A 16,563-nucleotide genomic window follows, 5' to 3' on the forward strand; every position below is an offset into this window, starting at 1 on the left:
CACGGCCCGCTGCGCTTGGACGCCCGACCCCATTGCTTCCATCACCCATGTCATTTCCTCCCGATTTTCGCGCCCAGGCCATGGTGCTGGCCGCCGGCCGGGGCGAGCGCATGCGCCCGCTGACCGACCACAGGCCCAAGCCCCTGCTCCCCGTGCAAGGCAAGCCGCTGATGCAGTACAGCATGGAGCAGCTCGCCCGCGCCGGCGTGCAACGCCTGGTCATCAACACCGGCTGGCTGGGCCAGCAGGTGGCCGATGCCTGGCCCGCCGCCCCCGCTGAGGCGCAGCTAGGTGCAAAGCGGCTGCAGATTGCCTACTCCCGCGAGGATCTGGATTTTGGTGGCGGCATCGAGACCAGCGGCGGCATCAGCCGCGCGCTGCCGCTGCTCGACGATGCCTTCTGGCTGGTCTCGGGCGATGTCTTTATCCCCGGCTTCCCCTTTGACGAGGCCCTGCGCCAGCGCTTTGCGCACAGCGATGACCTGGCCCATCTGTGGCTGGTGCCCAATGCGCCCCATCACCCCCAGGGCGACTTTGTGCTGACAGCCGAGGGCCGGGCCGAGAACCCCGCTGCAGGCGACCCGCGCCCGCGCCTGACCTACTGCTCGGTGGCGCTGCTGAAAAAAGCCCTGTTCAGCGCGCCCTACTGCGATATCCCTGCGGGCAATCCGCAGGGCACCAAGATGCCGCTGGTGCAGCAGTTGCGCGCAGCGATGCAGGCGGGCCGCTGCAGTGCCAGCCGCTACGACGGCACCTGGGTGGATGTGGGCACGGTGGAGCGCCTGCAGGCGCTCAACCCCTGAGCCGCCCAAGCAGCATCAAGGACCAGATCGGCTCCGGCGCTATGCCCTGGCAGGGTTGCGGGAATTGCGGCAAAGCCTACCACTCTGTCCACACGGAGACAGAGGCGACGACATTTACCGGCCAGATTAATCGCCCACCTTATTTATTTATCAATCACTTAGATATAAATCCACCAAGTACGGCAAGGCCCAGACGTTCGACATCATAAAAACCCCAATACCGAATAGCCCCGGCTTGCCCACAATGCAAAGCGCGTGCGGGCATCCGCAGGCTCCTACAAAACCATTCGGCACAGCCGGGGAGACACGTCATGCAGATGAAAAAATTGGCCTGGGGTATCGGTATCGCAATGGGTCTGATGGCCGCAGGCCCCGCATTGGCGCAGACGACGATGCGCATCAGCATCTCGGTGGCCCAGAACTCGCACCAGGGTGTGGCCATCGATACCTTTGCCAAGGAAGTGGAGCAGCGCACCGGTGGCCGTTACAAGGTGCAGACCTTCTACAACGGCGCGCTGGGCGGTGAGCGCGAGTCGATCGAAGCGGTGCAGCTGGGCACGCAGGAGCTGGCCTTCAGCTCCAGCGGACCGGTGCCCAATTTTGTGCCCGAGACCAAGATTCTCGACGTGCCCTTCCTGTTCCGCGACAAGGCCCATGCCCGCGCAGTGCTCGACGGCCCCATCGGCAACGAGCTGCTGGCCAAGTTCGACAGCAAGGGCTTCAAGGCCCTGGCCTGGGCGGAGAACGGCTTTCGCCACATGACCAACTCCAAGCGCGCGATCAACAGCCCCGACGACACCAAGGGCCTGAAGATGCGCACGATGGAGAACCCGGTCCACATCCAGGCTTACAAGGCGCTGGGCATCATCACCACGCCGATGGCCTTCCCCGAGGTGTTCACCGCGCTGCAGCAGGGCACGGTCGATGGCCAGGAGAACCCGCTGCCCGTCATCACCTCGGCCAAGTTTGACCAGGTGCAAAAGCACCTGAGCCTCACCGGCCATGTCTACTCGCCCTGCATCCTGGTGATGAACAAGGCCGCCTACGACAAACTCAGCGCCGACGATAAGACCGCCTTTGTGCAAGCGGCCCAGGCCGCCACCAAGGCCAACCGCGCCCGTGTGGACCAGGACGACACCAATGGGGTGGCCGAGCTGCGCGCCAAGGGCATGCAGGTGGTGGAGAACGTCGACAAGGCCAAGTTTGTCGCCACCTTGACCAAGACCAATGCCGACTTCGAAAAGCAGTTCGGCAAGGCTAACCTCGACCGCATCCGCAACTTCCAATAAGCCCTGCGCTGGGACAGGTGCCTGCACCTCTCCATCGCAGCGCCTCCCTTGGTCCCCCCACCGCTGCTGACGCCTGCCCGGCGCCAGCAATTGCCGTGTCAACCCGCGCAAGGAGGGTGGCGCCAGGCGGCTTTGCATGCGCCTGCCCACCCCGGTCACCATGAAAAACGCTTTTCTTGCTTTCGAGCGCTGGACATCGGGCATCGCCATGGCTGGCGCCTGCCTGATGCTGGCCATCGCATCCACGCTGGGCATGTTCCAGATCATCACCCGCTTTGTGCTCGAAGAGCCCGCCGAATGGACCGAAGTGCTGATCCGCTTCAGCCTGATCTGGATGGTATTTCTCGCGATCCCAATGGCCTTTCGCCAAGGCGCAATGGTCAGCGTCGATGTCTTGAAGCGCTGGGCACCACCGGCGATGCGCCGCGTGCTGAGCGGCTTGGTCTGCATCGCCACCTTGGCGCTGCTGGCCGTGCTGATCTGGTGGGGCTGGGACTATGCGCGCCGAGGCGGCGTGCAAACCATGGCCGGGCTTGAATCGCTGTCCATGTTCTGGGCCTACCTGGCCGTGCCCGTGGGTGCTCTGTTTGCCGTGCTCGGCGTCATCGGCAACCTGCTGGAACCCCAAAATACTGAACTGGAGAACGCGCAATGACCGCCGTGATGCTTTCCACGATGGTGCTGTGCTTTGCGCTCACCGTCTCCGTTGCCGTGTCCATCGGCTTGGCCTCGGTGCTGGGCATCCAGGCCAGCAATGCCAATATGCTCATCTCCGTCAAGGAGATGTTTGGCGCGATCAACAAATTTCCGCTGGCCGCCATCCCGTTCTTTATTCTGGCCGGCAACCTGATGGAGACCGGCGGCATCTCGCGCAGGTTGGTGGAGTTTGCCAAGAGCATTGTCGGCGGCGTCCAGGGTGGCCTGCCGATGACCTGCGTGCTCACCTGCATGATCTTTGCAGCCGTCTCGGGCTCCTCGGTCGCGACCACCTTTGCGATTGGCGCGATCCTGATCCCGGCGCTGATCAAGCACGGCTACCCCAAGAGTTATGCGGCCGCACTGCAGGCCACCAGCGCCGAGCTGGGCGTGATCATCCCGCCCTCCATTCCGATGATTCTCTATGGCGTGAGCGCCGAGGTGTCCATTGGCGAGTTGTTCATCGCCGGCTTTGGTCCCGGGCTATTGATCAGCGGGGCATTGATGTTTTTTGTCTGGGCCTACTGCAAGTACAAGGGCTGGGGCAAGACCGATGGCGAAGGCCGGCTGGGCTTTGGCAAGGCATTTTTGCAGGCGGGCTGGGCGCTGTTGATGCCGGTCATTATTTTGGGCGGCATCTATGGCGGCGTCTTTACCCCTACCGAGGCATCGGCCGTGGCCGTGTTCTATGCATTGGTCGTGGGCGTGCTGATATACCGCGAGATCAAGATCCGGGACCTGTATGCGATTCTTCGCAAATCGGCCATCTCCTCGTCGATCATCATGTTCATCATCGCCAATGCTGGGTTGTTCGCCTTTTTGATCACCCGCGCAGGCGTGCCCGATGCCATCGGCCACTGGCTGGAGCAGGTACTGCAAAGCCCAGCCATGTTCCTGCTCGGCGTGAACGCGGCGCTGTTCATCATCGGCATGTTCATCGAAACCAGTGCCGCCATCATCGTGCTGGCCCCGATCCTGGCACCGGTAGCCATGCACTTTGGCATCGACCCGGTGCACTTTGGCCTCATCATGGTGGTGAACCTGGCGCTGGGCATGATCACGCCGCCCTTTGGCGTCAACCTGTTTGCCGCCTGTACCGTAGCCCGCATATCGCTGGACCAGATCATCAAACACCTGCTGCCCTTTGTCGGGGTGATCTTGCTGTGCCTGATGGTAATCACCTATGTGCCGGGCATCTCGCTGGCCCTGCGCGACCTGGTCTACCGCTGATCTGGCCCGCTTACATCGCTAAGCCACCGCCCGCCGGTGGCTTTTTTGTGTCTTGGCCGACCCTTTTGCAGGCGCAAGCGGCCAGTTGCCGCTAAAATCGCCGCAGTCAGGAGAGAGTCGCCCCCGTTGGACCCCAACGCGCAGCGCGGCCGCCGAAGGCGCAGGCTACTGCAGATGCAGCTGCTGAACGCTCAGGCAAAAGGACTGGCCCCGCCGCGCAGCTTATGCCTGCCGGCGTTCCCAGCTGGAGAGAGGTGGCGCCTGGACGCCATCCACCGAAGGAGCAAGCCCCCAGGCCTCAAGGCGGCGGGTGAATCTCTCAGGTAAAGCGGACAGCAGGGCAAACAGCGTGCAACCGGCAACGGATGCATGCCTTGTTATTTGCCCTGGAGAGTCCATGTCCGCCAACGCATCCGCCCTGCTGTCCACCCCTTTGAACGCCCTGCACATCGAGCTGGGCGCCCGCATGGTGCCCTTTGCCGGCTATTCCATGCCCGTGCAGTACCCGCAAGGCCTGATCGCCGAACACAAGCACACCCGCACGGCAGCAGGCCTGTTTGATGTCTCCCACATGGGCCAGCTGCGCCTGATCGGCCCCGACGCGGCCGCTGCCTTTGAAACCCTGGTGCCCGTCGATGTGGTCGACCTCGCCATTGGCAAGCAGCGCTATGGCCTGCTGCTCAATGACGAGGGCGGTATCGTCGATGACCTGATGTTCTTTCGCGTCTCGGAGCAGGAGCTGTTTGTCATCGTCAACGGTGCCTGCAAGGCGGCCGACATTGCACTGATCCGCGAACGCATCGGCCAGCGCTGCCAGGTGCTGCCCCTGCCCGACCAGGGCCTGCTGGCCTTGCAAGGCCCCCAGGCGGCCACCGCGCTGGCCCGTCTGGCACCCGGTGTCGAGCAACTGGTGTTCATGACCGGTGGCGATTTTGATGTGGACGGCATTGCCTGCTTTATCACCCGCAGCGGCTACACCGGCGAGGACGGCTTCGAGATTTCGGTGGCCGGCCACGAGGCCGAGGCGCTGGCGCGCAAGCTGCTGGCCCAGCCTGAGGTGCAGCCCATCGGCCTGGGCGCGCGCAACTCGCTGCGCCTGGAAGCAGGCCTGTGCCTCTACGGCAGCGACCTCGATGCCAGCACCACCCCACCCGAGGCGGGCCTGAACTGGGCGATCCAGAAGGTGCGCCGCACTGGCGGCGCCCGCGCTGGCGGCTTTCCCGGTGCCGACAAGGTGCTTGCCCAGATCGACAACCCTGCCAGCCTCGCCCGCAAGCGCGTGGGCCTGATTGCGCAAGAGCGCATTCCCGTGCGCGAGCAGGTCGAGATTCGCAACCTGGCTGGCCAGGTCGTCGGCGTGACCACCAGCGGCCTGCTGGCCCCGACCATCGACAAGCCGATTGCCATGGCCTATGTGGAGCCCGCTTTGGCAGCCATCGGCACGCAGCTGCATGCGATGGTGCGCGGCAAAGCGGTGCCCGTTGAGGTGGTGGCCATGCCTTTTGTCCCTCCCCGCTATTTCCGCGGCTAAAGTAGCTGCTGGGTGCGGCTGCCCGCACCCGCCTGAGCACAATTCAAGCCTACAAAACTGGAGTATTCCTATGACGATCAAGTTCTCCCGCGACCACGAATGGATCAACAGCGCCGACACCAATGCCGCCATCGTCGGCATCACCGTCCATGCGCAAGACGCGCTGGGCGATGTGGTGTTTGTCGATCTGCCTGAGGTCGGCGCCTCCTTCAACCAGGGCGATGTCGCCGGTGTAGTGGAGTCCGTCAAGGCCGCCGCTGACGTCTTCATGCCCGTGACCGGCGAGATCGTCGAAGTCAACGAAGCGCTGCGCAATGACCCGTCGCTTGCCAATTCCGACCCGCTCAACAGCGGCTGGTTCTTCAAGGTCAAGCTGAGCGATGTGGCCCAGCTCGACGCGCTGCTGGACGAGACCGCCTACAACGACTTCGCCGCCAACGCCTGACGCCCAGGCCCTGCTGTTGGCCTGCAACTAAAGATTTTGCAGGCCACCAGCAGGATTAACAGGCCCAGGAGGCCCCGGCCTCCTCCCCTTTTTCCTTTTCCTCGCTGCCAGCGCTCTTTGAAACCGCGCCAGCCCCAACCCCTCCATTTACACCGCCTCGGACCATGCTGATGCCCTCCAAAGAGCCCCTCGCCGCGCTGGAAAACGCCAGTGAATTCATCGCCCGCCACATTGGCCCCGGCAGCGCCGACGAGGCCAGCATGCTGGAGGCCCTGGGCCTGCCCTCGCTCGACGCACTGATCGAGAAGGTGCTGCCCGCATCCATCGTGCGCAGCAAGCCGATGGACCTGCCCGAGCCCGTGACCGAAGCGGCCGCGCTGGCCGAGCTCAAGGCCCTGGCCAGCAAGAACCAGGTGCTCAAGAGCTTTATCGGCCAGGGCTACTACGGCACCTTCACGCCTGGCGTGATTTTGCGCAATATCCTCGAGAACCCCGCCTGGTACACCGCCTACACGCCCTACCAGGCCGAAATCTCGCAAGGCCGCATGGAAGCGCTGGTCAACTTCCAGACCATGGTCTGCGACCTGACCGGCATGCCCATCGCCAATGCCTCGATGCTGGATGAAGCCACGGCCGCTGCTGAGGCCATGACCCTGGCCAAGCGCTCGGTCAAGTCCAAGAGCAACCGCATTGTGCTGGCCGGTGACCTGCACCCCCAGACCATCGAAGTCATCCAGACCCGCGCCCAGCCGCTTGGCCTGGAGGTTCTGGTGGCCAACAGCAAGGACGAATGGGAATCGGCCCTGGCCGGCGAGCTGTTTGCCGCCGTCATCCAGTACCCGGCCTCAAGCGGCTGGATCGTAGACTGGAAGGCCGACGTCGATGCCATCCACGCCAAGCAGGCCGCCGCGATTGTGGCCACCGACCTGCTGGCGCTGACCCTGCTCACGCCCCCTGGCGAATGGGGTGCCGACATCGTCGTGGGCAACAGCCAGCGCTTTGGCATGCCCATGGGCGCCGGCGGCCCGCACGCTGCCTTCATGGCCTGCCGCGATGACTACAAGCGCTCGCTGCCAGGCCGCCTCGTCGGCGTCAGCGTCGATGTACATGGCAACCCGGCCTACCGCCTGGCGCTGCAGACGCGCGAGCAGCATATCCGCCGCGAAAAGGCCACCTCCAATATCTGTACCGCCCAGGTGCTGCCCGCAGTGATTGCCAGCATGTACGCGGTCTACCATGGCCCGGCCGGCCTCAAGCGCATTGCCCAGCGCGTGGCACGCCTGACCGCTATCCTCAGCCGTGGCCTGGCGGCGCTGGGCTTTAGCGCCCGCCACCATGACAGCGCTTTCGACACCTTGTCGCTGCACACCCAGGAAGCCACGGACGCCATCCTGGCGCGCGCACTGGCCCAGGGCGTCAACCTGCGCAAGGCCTGGGGCGAGTACCTGTGCATCAGCCTGGACGAAACCTCCAGCCGTGCCGATGTGGAGCTGCTGTGGAGCATCTTCGCCCAGCCCGGCCAGGCCCTGCCCAACATCGAGGCCATGGACGAAGGCAGCACCTCGCTGATCCCCGAAGCACTGCAGCGCACGAGCGCCTACCTGACCCACCCGGTCTTCAACACCCACCATTCCGAGACCGCGATGCTGCGCTACATTCGGAGCCTGTCGGACAAGGACCTGGCGCTCGACCGCAGCATGATCCCGCTGGGCAGCTGCACGATGAAGCTCAACGCGACCAGCGAGATGATCCCCATCACCTGGCCCGAGTTTGCCAACATGCACCCCTTTGCGCCGACCGACCAGCTGCAAGGCTATGCGCTGCTCGATGCCCAGCTGCGCGAATGGCTGTGCCAGGCCACCGGCTACGCCGGCATCAGCCTGCAGCCCAATGCGGGCTCGCAAGGCGAGTACGCCGGCCTGCTGGCCATCAAGGCCTACCACGCCTCCAAGGGCGAGGCGCACCGCAATATCTGCCTGATCCCCAGCAGCGCCCACGGCACCAACCCGGCCAGCGCGCAGATGGTGGGTCTGCAGGTGGTGGTCACCAAGTGCGATGACAACGGCAATGTGGACATGGCGGACCTGCAACTGGCCTGCGAGAAGCACAGCGCCAACCTGGCCTGCATCATGATCACCTACCCCAGCACGCACGGCGTGTTCGAGACCCAGGTGAAGGAGCTGTGCCAGCTGGTGCACAGCCATGGCGGCCGCGTCTATGTGGACGGCGCCAACATGAACGCCCAGGTCGGCCTGGCCGCACCGGGCGAATTCGGCGGCGATGTCAGCCACCTGAACCTGCACAAGACCTTCTGCATTCCCCACGGCGGTGGCGGCCCGGGCGTCGGTCCCGTCTGTGTGGTCGAAGACCTGGTGCCCTTCCTGCCCGGCCATGCCACGGCGGGTGTGCCCGGCAAGGTGGGCGCTGTCAGCGCCGCGCCGCTGGGCAATGCCGCCGTGCTGCCGATCAGCTGGATGTACATCCGCATGATGGGCGAGCCCGGCCTCAAGCGCGCCACCGAGACGGCGATCCTGAACGCCAACTACATCAGCAAGCGCCTGGAAGCCCACTTCCCGACCCTGTACGCCGGTGAGCACGGCCATGTGGCCCACGAGTGCATTCTGGATCTGCGCCACTTCAAGGACAGCTGCGGCGTGATGGCCGAGGACGTCGCCAAGCGCCTGATCGACTACGGCTTCCATGCGCCGACCTTGTCGTTCCCGGTGCCCAATACCTTGATGGTCGAGCCCACCGAGAGCGAGAGCCTCTACGAGCTGGACCGCTTCATCGCAGCGATGATCGCCATCCGTGGCGAGATCGCCGAGATCGAAGCGGGCCGTGCCGCGCAGGATGACAACCTGCTCAAGAACGCGCCCCACACCGCCGAGACCCTGCTGGCCAGCGACTGGAGCCATGGCTACAGCCGCGAGGCTGCCGCCTACCCGGTGCCTGCGCTGCGCCGCGCCAAGTACTGGAGCCCCGTGGGCCGTGTCGACAACGTCTATGGCGACCGCAACCTGTTTTGCAGCTGCGTGCCGCTGGACAGCTACGGCACCTCGGCTTAAGTCTTAAGATAGCCTTCGGGCTTCTTCCGAAGCGACCCCAGCGGGTCGCTTTTTTACGCCTCTTCCTCCATCAGCAAAAATCAGCCCGGGACTGCACCCGAGCGCGGAGACTTCTTGGCATGGACAGCATCCTCATCATCGTCATGGGCGCAGCGCTCGCCGGCTTTGTGCAGGGCCTCTCGGGCTTTGGCTACAGCATGACGGCCATGGCTCTGTGGGCCTGGACCCTGGAGCCCTCGCTCGCGGCGGTGCTGGCGGTGTTTGGTGGTCTGTGCGGGCAGATCATCCAGGCGCTCAAGGTGCGGCGCGGTTTTGACGGCCGCATGCTCTGGCCCTTCTTGCTGGGGGGGCTGTGCGGCCTGCCGCTGGGCCTGCAGCTGCTGCCCATGCTCGATGCCCAGCTGTTCAAGACCGTGCTGGGCGCGTTGCTGGTCCTCTTCTGCCCGCTGATGGCCTTCTCCCACCGGCTGGGGGGCATCGCATCGGGGCGGCTCAGCCAGGGCCCCGGGCGTGCGCTGGCCAATGGGCTGGCGGGGCTGGCCGGCGGGGCCATGGCGGCGCTGGGTGGTTTTTCGGGCGTGGTGCCCACCTTGTGGTGCCAGATCACCGGCATGGCGCGCGACACCCAGCGCCAGGTGATCCAGAACTTCAACCTCACGATGCTGGCCGTCACCTTTGCCAGCTATGTGGGCACGGGCCTGGTGAGCCAGCGCATGCTGCCGCAGCTGGCGCTGGCGCTGCCGGCCATGGTGCTGCCCTCGCTGTGGGGCGCGCGGCTCTATGAGCGCATCAGCGATGTGACTTTCAAACGCGTGGTGCTGGGACTGCTGACCCTCGCGGGCTTGGCCATGCTGGCTTCCAACTGGGCTTGACGGGGCTTGGGCTGTTGCAAATAAGTGACAGACCCGGCATCACCCATGCCCGGCCTCTCAGGGACGGGCAAAGCACTCCTATAACAATTGTCAGAGTCCCTCGCTGGCGCTGAAAAAGCCCCGGGCCAGCCCCGATAATCCAGTCGGCCTCTGTCCAGCCCAGGCCAGACCGGTGTCCGCATCTGGCCCTGCGCCGTGGGAAAGGACACACCCCAACCCATGCCCGCACCACACCCCCAGACCCTTTTGCCCGCTGAAGGAATGGACACCAATGGCCCAGCCATGGAGTCCATGGTGGCCGGTGCGCGCTCGCTGAGCACCTACCTGGTGCTGCTGATGCTGGCAGCGGCGCTGCCCATCTTGGCCGCAGGCATCTACACGGTGCAGCATGTGGCCCAGTCCTACCGGGACAGCAGCCTCAACCGCATGCTCGACATCACCAGCAACCTGGGCCAGGCAGCCGAGTCCGACCTGCTCAACCGCGCCAGCATGCTGCAGTCCTTTGCGGCAGATGGCAACTTCTCCTCGCCCCGCGCGCTGGACCGCTGGCTGCGCCTCACAGGCATGGCGGCGCCTAGCAGCCTGGTGCTGCTGCGCCCGGGCCAGGAGCTGCCCGACATGGCCTCGTCGGCAGCGCCCGCGCTGCTGCCGATCCAGCGGGCGCTGGCCGATGAGGCACTGCGCAGCAGTGCGCCGGCTTTTTCACAGCTTTTCTTCCAGGACGGCCAGGCGGCAGTGGCGATGGCGGTGCGCGTGGCCGCTGCATCGCCCCAGGTGCTGGTGCTGACCACGCCACCGGCCGAGGTGGTGAGCATCGCGCCCAGCCAGACCAGCGATAGCGTGCTGATGGCCATCACCGATGGCGAGGGCCGGATACTGGCGCGCTCGGCCCAGGCCGAGCGCTTTATCGGCACCACCGTGCCCGACTGGGCGAGGCTGCAGGCCGTGGGTGCCCACCGGGGCAGCTTCGAGGCCCTGCGTGCCGATGGCGGCCAGGTGATCTTCAGCTTCTACCAACTGCCCAAGACGCCCGGCTGGGTCGTGGTTGCCGGCGAACCACTGCAAGCCTTCAACGCCCGCTGGCAAACGCCGGTCATCCATATCGTGCTGGCCAGCCTGTCCGCGCTGGCCATTGCGGGCCTGCTCTGCGCCTGGGTCTCGCGCCAGCTGCTGCGCCCCATCCGCCAGCTGACCATCAGCACGCGCACCGGCGCGTCCTATGCCGCAGCCACCGGTGACGGCCAGGTGCTGGTGGTGCAGGAGTATGAAATCCTGCGCCAGAGCCTCAGCCGCGCACGCGCGCGCATCGAGTCGACCTTGGCTGCGCAAAAACAGGTGGCCGCTGCGCTGGCCGCCAGCGAGCAGCGCGCCCGCACCCTCGCCCATGCCGGCGCGTCGGTGCAGTGGAGCCTCGATGCCAAAGGCCGCGCGCTGTCCATCGTCGGTTGGCAGGCCCTGGGTGGCGCGCCCGATGCGCAGGCACTGCAGCTGGGCTGGCTGCGCCATGTGCACCCCGAGGACGCCGCGCAGCTGCAAAACCAGGCCGTGCCGCTGTTGACCGACCACCGCCACACCTTGGATGTGGAGTTGCGCCTGCGCACCCAGGACGGCGCCTGGCGCTGGATGCGCGCCCGGGGCGCCGCCATTGTGGACGAGCAGCAGCGCATCAGCGAATGGCTGGGCGTGCTCGAAGATGTGGACGACCGCAAGCGTGCGCAGGCCGAGGTCGCCTACCTGGCGCTGCACGACCCGCTCACCGGCCTGCCCAACCGCAGCCTGCTGCAAAAGCCGATCTGCACGCCAGGCGGCACCGCAGGCGCCTTGCTGTATCTGGATCTGGACCGCTTCAAACAGGTCAATGACACCCTCGGCCACGCCACCGGCGACGCGCTGCTGTGTGCAGTGGCCGAGCGCCTGCGTGAGCTGCTGCGCGACACCGACCTGGTGGTGCGCATGGGCGGTGACGAATTTTGCATCGTGCAAAACGCCTCCTCGGCACAAGCCGCTGCCAGCCTGGCCCAGCGGGTGATCGACAAGCTCAGTGCCGACTATGTGATCGAAGGCCAGCGGGTCAGCATTGGTGTGTCCGTGGGCATCGCGCTGCTGACCCAGCCCTCTGACACGCAAGACCCGGACGGCCTGCTGCGCAAGGCCGACAGGGCGCTCTACCAGGCCAAGCAGCAAGGCCGGGGGCGCTATGCGTTCTACACCGAGGCGCTGGGCAGCAGCAGCCCATAACACGCAGGCCCCCTGCCCGCGCTGAAACGAAAAAGCCAGCGCTATGGCTGGCTTCTCTCATCGGTCCGGCTGGCGCCAGCGCCCGCGACTACTTGCCACGGATATAGGTGTTCACCGCGCGGTTGTGCTCGTCCAGGCTCTGGCTGAAATGGCTGCTGCCATCGCCCTTGGCAACAAAGTACAGCGCCTTGGTGTTCTCGGGCTGGATGGCGGCCATCAGCGAGGCCTTGCCGGGCATGGCGATCGGCGTGGGCGGCAAGCCGGCGCGAGTATAGGTGTTCCAGGGCGTATCGGTCTGCAGGTCGCGCTTGCGCAGATTGCCATCGAATTTTTCACCCAGGCCGTAGATGACGGTCGGGTCCGTCTGCAGCAGCATGCCGATGCGCAGGCGGTTGATGAAAACCCCTGCCACCATCGCCCGGTCCTCGGCTCGTCCGGTTTCCTTCTCGACAATGCTGGCCAGCGTCAGCAAATCCTGCGGGCTCTTGAGCGGGCTGCCCGAGGGATTGAGCGACCAGACCGCTTCGAGCCGCTTGTCCATCGCCAGCATCGCGCGGCGCATCAAGGCCAGATCGCTGCTGCCCTTGGAAAACGCATAGGTATCAGGGAAAAACCGGCCTTCGGCCGGCATATCGGGCCGGCCCAGCGCTGCCATGATCTCCTCGGGCGTCATGGCTGCCGTGTCGTGGCGCAGGTGCTCTTCCTTGGCCAGGGCCGCACGCACCTGGCGCAGGTTCCAGCCTTCGACAATGGTCAGCACGCGCTGGCTGTCTTCACCGCGCACCAGGCGCGCCAGCAGGCTGCGCGGCGTCGTGCCGGCAGGTATCTCGTAGTTGCCCGCGCGGATCTTGCGGTCCTGGCCCGAGAGGCGGAACCACCAGTACAGCAGATCCGGATTCACCTCGATGCCCACGGCCTGCACCGCCTGGGCGACGGCACGCGGCGAGGTGCCCGGCTCAATCTCCAGCTCTGCGGTGCTGCCGCCTTTGCCCAGGGCCAGTGGCTGGTTCAGCCAGGCATAGCCCGCACCGGCAGCGGCCAGTGCCAGCACAACAATCAACATGAATAAACGCTTCACAACCCTACCGCCTCCGTGCAATGGAGCGAGCATCATAATTCACCCCATGACTCAAGCATTACAGGGACACCTTTCGCTCCAGCATTTGGGCGTAATCCGCGCCGAGGGCGCCGATGCCGCCAGCTTTTTGCAGGGCCAGCTCAGCCATGATGTGCAGTTGCTGCCCGTCGGCCAGGCCAGGCTGGCAGCTTTTCTGTCGGCCAAGGGCCGCATGCAGGCCAGCTTTATTGTGATCAAGCGCAGCGCAGACGAGTTCTGGCTGCTCACCAGCCGCGATGTGCTGCCCGCTACGCTCAAACGCCTGTCGATGTTTGTGCTGCGCGCCAAGTGCAAGCTCAGCGATGCGACCGAGGCCGTGCAACTGCTGGGCCTGGCCGGTGATGCCGTGCCCGCCGAAGCGCGCAGCCTGGCGCCCTGGCAAGTGCTTGCGCTGGAGGATGCTTCCGTGGTGCGCCTCTATGCCGCAGACGGTGAGAGCCGTGCGCTGCTCGCCGCCCCTGCGGGAAGCGCCCTGCCCGCGCAGGCCACGGCCAGCCCCGCCATCAGCGCGGAGGCTTGGCAGCTGTCCATGGTGCAAGCCGGTGTGCCGTTGATCACCACACCAGTGGTCGATGCCTTTGTGCCCCAGATGCTGAACTTTGAATCGGTCGACGGTGTGAGCTTCAAAAAAGGCTGCTACCCCGGCCAGGAAGTGGTGGCACGCAGCCAGTTCCGCGGCACCCTCAAGCGCCGCATGTACCGGCTTGCCTCGGCCGCGCAGCCCCAGCCGGGCCAGGAGGTATTTGCCTCCAGCGACGACAGCCAGCCGGTGGGCACCGTGGTCCAGGCCGCTGCCAGCGCATCGGGCTTTGAAGCCCTGGTCTCGATGCAGATTGCGGCCGCCAGCGAGCCGCTGCACCTGGGCAGCAGCACCGGCGCGGCCTTGCAGCTGCTCAGCCTGCCCTATGCGCTGAAGGAAGACATCTGAGCGCGTATTTGTTATCTCCCAAGACAGTAGTAACTGTCTGCTTCATCACAAATACGACAATTTCTCAGTCCAAAAGAGCGCCTCGGCAGCCGTTACAGAATTTTTATGGCATTTGCGCCGTAATTTGCTAAAATTGCAGGACTTTGCAAGCAGGAGCCGCTCAAGCAGCCTCTGCAAGCATGACGGAACAACTACTCAAGCGCATCTTGACCATCACACTTGCCGGGTCTGGGAAACCAGACCCGGCTTTTTATTGGCCAAATTATCGAATCGCGGCATAGGGCCATTGGCTAGACCAGGGGGCCCGCCCTCGGTCAGCGCAGGGTTTTCTGCATCGAGATATGGGCGATGCCCGCTTCCTCGTAGGGCTCACCGACCACCGTGAAGCCGGCGCGGCGGTAGAAGTTCTCGGCCGTGCGCTGCGCATGCAGCTCCACCTGCCGCTTGCCCTGGCGCGCGGCGGCATCCACCAAGGCATCGAGCACCTGGCGGCCCAGGCTACCACCGCGCAGTGGCTTGGCCACGGCCATGCGGCCAATGCGCATCCCATCGGCACGGTGCTCTTCCTGCGCGCTGGGCAGCATGCGGCCGGTGGCCACGCACATGCCCAGGCCATTGAGCGCCACCGCATGCAGCGCGCTCACATCAAAGGCATCGGCCTCGATCTCGGCAGGGATGCCCTGCTCGCGCACAAAGACCTGCATGCGCAGGCACATCGCCTCCTGGCCCAGCACATTCCAGCTGCCGGTCTTCAACTCCACCATTTCTTCGCCCGCTTCAAAGCGCTGCACCATGCGGCGGTAGGCCTCGGGCAGCGGCTGGGGCTGCTGCGCGCTGTCGGCAAACACATAGACCATGGTGGCCGTGGCCAGCAACGTGCCCGCACAGTAGATGGCGGCCTCGTACTGCACCGAAGTGTTGCCCAGCTTGGCCACGCGCAGGCCAATGTCGATCACATCGTCCAGGCGCGCCGAGGCATGGAACTCCAGCTGCGAGGCGCGCAGGAACAGCTCGCCGCCCAGGCGCTGCATGCCCTCCTCGTAAGGCACGGCCAGCTGGCGCCAGTACTCGGACATCGCAATGTCCACATAGCTCAGGTAATGGGCATTGAAGACCACTTTCTGCAGATCGACCTCGGACCAGCGCACGCGCTGGCGGCTGCGGCAGCGAAAATCAGCCAGGCTGGTGGCGGGGGTGTCGAACAGGGTCTGGGAGGTACTCATGGTGTTGTCGGTATTCTAAAAATTGGCCATCAAGAAACGGGCTGGCTGCAGCGCCGCACTCAGTCAAAGGCTGCGCGCAGCGCCTGGGCCATCTGCGCATGGCAGGCCCGCGCTTCCTTGAGCGCGCGGCCCATTTTCACAAACTCATGGGCGACGCCGGCATAGGTGTGCAGCTCCACATCGACGCCGGCAGCGCGCAAGCGCTCGGCATACATGACGCCCTCGTCCACCAGCGAATCGCATTGCGCCAGATGGATGCTGGCAGGGGCCAGGCCGCGCAGATCGGGTGCCAGCAAGGGCGCAAAGCGCCAGTCGTCGCGGTCGGTCAGCGTGCGCAGGTAGTTGCTGAACATCCAGCTGATCATCGGCTTGGTCAGAATCGGCCCCTGGCTGTAGCGCGCATGCGAGGGCGTATCCTGGTGCGCCGCACAACCGGGGTAGATCAGCAGCTGCAAGGCCAGGTCGATACCGGCATCGCGCGCAAGAATCGCATTGACCGCGGCCAAGGTGCCGCCTGCGCTGTCGCCGCCCACGGCCAGGCGGCCGGTATCGGCCCCCAGCGCCATGCCTTCGGCTGCCAGCCACTGCAGGGCATCCCAGGCATCGTTGCTGGCGGTGGGAAAGCGGTGTTCGGGCGCCAGGCGGTAGTCCACCGAGACGACCATGCAGCCAGCCAGGTGGGCCAGCTCGCGGCACAGTGTGTCATGCGTGTCCACGCTGCCGATCGTGAAGCCCCCGCCATGGGTGAAGAGCAAGACCGGCTGCAGCGGGTCCCAGCTGGCGGCGTAGAGCCGCGCCGGGATCTGAAAACCATCGCGCGCAGGGATATGCAAGTCCTCAACGCGCGCCAGCTCGGGCTTGGCAATCTCCAGCACCCCGGCGCCAATGCCGTAGGCCTGGCGCGCCTCTTGCACCGTCATCTCCCACATGGGCGTGTGCTGGGCGCGGGCCATGCGCTCGACCACGCTGCGCATCGTGGGCGTCAGCTCGGCGATCACATCGGCAGGCATGGACAGTTCGGCGGGGAGATGGGCTTTGGAGCGGGGTGAGGCGTCAGACATACATCGTTGCCCAGCCAGCCGGCATGGGCGCAATTGGGGAACAGGGCCGGCTGATTATCAGCCAT

The 16,563-nt window shown here is 65.3% G+C and carries 13 protein-coding genes and 2 riboswitches; of the genes, 10 read left to right on the top strand and 3 right to left on the bottom strand.

Going from position 1 to position 16,563, the window contains the following annotated elements; all coding sequences use genetic code 11:
- The first annotated feature begins 47 nt into the window (after positions 1-47).
- From WH303_RS11990 to WH303_RS12030, 9 genes are all read left to right on the top strand, one after another.
- Positions 48-803, top strand: a complete 756-nt coding sequence (locus WH303_RS11990; RefSeq protein WP_339518702.1) for a nucleotidyltransferase family protein — start codon at positions 48-50, stop codon at positions 801-803.
- Between the two features lie 311 nt (positions 804-1,114).
- Entirely contained in the window at positions 1,115-2,092 is a 978-nt protein-coding gene (locus WH303_RS11995; protein WP_339518703.1) for a TRAP transporter substrate-binding protein, read from the top strand.
- A gap of 160 nt (positions 2,093-2,252) precedes the next feature.
- A complete protein-coding gene (locus WH303_RS12000) occupies positions 2,253-2,747 on the top strand; it encodes a TRAP transporter small permease (protein WP_027011305.1) in 495 nt (164 codons plus the stop codon).
- Entirely contained in the window at positions 2,744-4,018 is a 1,275-nt protein-coding gene (locus WH303_RS12005) for a TRAP transporter large permease (RefSeq protein ID WP_339518704.1), read from the top strand. Before WH303_RS12000 ends, WH303_RS12005 begins: the two co-directional genes overlap by 4 nt.
- 97 nt (positions 4,019-4,115) lie before the next feature.
- Positions 4,116-4,235: riboswitch (glycine riboswitch) on the top strand.
- Between the two features lie 17 nt (positions 4,236-4,252).
- A riboswitch (glycine riboswitch) is annotated at positions 4,253-4,364 on the top strand.
- Positions 4,365-4,415: 51 nt separating this feature from the next.
- A complete protein-coding gene (gene gcvT / locus WH303_RS12010; protein ID WP_339518706.1) occupies positions 4,416-5,549 on the top strand; it encodes a glycine cleavage system aminomethyltransferase GcvT in 1,134 nt (377 codons plus the stop codon).
- A 70-nt stretch (positions 5,550-5,619) separates the two neighbouring features.
- The gene (gene gcvH / locus WH303_RS12015; RefSeq protein ID WP_339518708.1) at positions 5,620-5,994 is read left to right on the top strand and encodes a glycine cleavage system protein GcvH; all 375 of its coding nucleotides are present in this window, start codon (positions 5,620-5,622) and stop codon (positions 5,992-5,994) included.
- Between the two features lie 164 nt (positions 5,995-6,158).
- On the top strand, positions 6,159-9,059 hold the full coding sequence (gene gcvP, locus WH303_RS12020) for an aminomethyl-transferring glycine dehydrogenase (protein ID WP_339518709.1): 2,901 nt from the start codon (positions 6,159-6,161) through the stop codon (positions 9,057-9,059).
- A gap of 119 nt (positions 9,060-9,178) precedes the next feature.
- Positions 9,179-9,931: a sulfite exporter TauE/SafE family protein gene (locus WH303_RS12025; RefSeq protein WP_339518711.1), complete on the top strand. Its 753-nt coding sequence runs from the start codon at positions 9,179-9,181 to the stop codon at positions 9,929-9,931.
- 219 nt (positions 9,932-10,150) lie between these two features.
- Complete coding sequence (locus WH303_RS12030; protein WP_339518713.1) at positions 10,151-12,169, top strand: diguanylate cyclase domain-containing protein; 2,019 nt, start codon at positions 10,151-10,153, stop codon at positions 12,167-12,169.
- An 88-nt stretch (positions 12,170-12,257) separates the two neighbouring features.
- Here WH303_RS12030 and mltG read toward each other — a convergent pair whose 3' ends face one another.
- Complete coding sequence (gene mltG / locus WH303_RS12035; RefSeq protein WP_339518716.1) at positions 12,258-13,232, bottom strand: endolytic transglycosylase MltG; 975 nt, start codon at positions 13,230-13,232, stop codon at positions 12,258-12,260.
- Positions 13,233-13,293: 61 nt separating this feature from the next.
- Here mltG and ygfZ point away from each other — a divergent pair, with 61 nt between their 5' ends.
- Positions 13,294-14,214, top strand: a complete 921-nt coding sequence (gene ygfZ, locus WH303_RS12040) for a CAF17-like 4Fe-4S cluster assembly/insertion protein YgfZ (RefSeq protein ID WP_339518718.1) — start codon at positions 13,294-13,296, stop codon at positions 14,212-14,214.
- Positions 14,215-14,528: 314 nt separating this feature from the next.
- Here ygfZ and WH303_RS12045 read toward each other — a convergent pair whose 3' ends face one another.
- Together WH303_RS12045 and WH303_RS12050 are read right to left on the bottom strand one after the other, a co-directional pair.
- Positions 14,529-15,437, bottom strand: coding sequence for a YbgC/FadM family acyl-CoA thioesterase (locus WH303_RS12045; protein WP_339518719.1), 909 nt, complete (start codon positions 15,435-15,437; stop codon positions 14,529-14,531).
- A 59-nt stretch (positions 15,438-15,496) separates the two neighbouring features.
- Entirely contained in the window at positions 15,497-16,411 is a 915-nt protein-coding gene (locus tag WH303_RS12050) for an alpha/beta hydrolase (protein WP_043341688.1), read from the bottom strand.
- Between the last annotated feature and the right edge of the window lie 152 nt (positions 16,412-16,563).

It is taken from the genome of Comamonas sp. MYb69 (assembly GCF_037479315.1).
In the GTDB taxonomy this organism is placed as follows: domain Bacteria; phylum Pseudomonadota; class Gammaproteobacteria; order Burkholderiales; family Burkholderiaceae_C; genus Comamonas.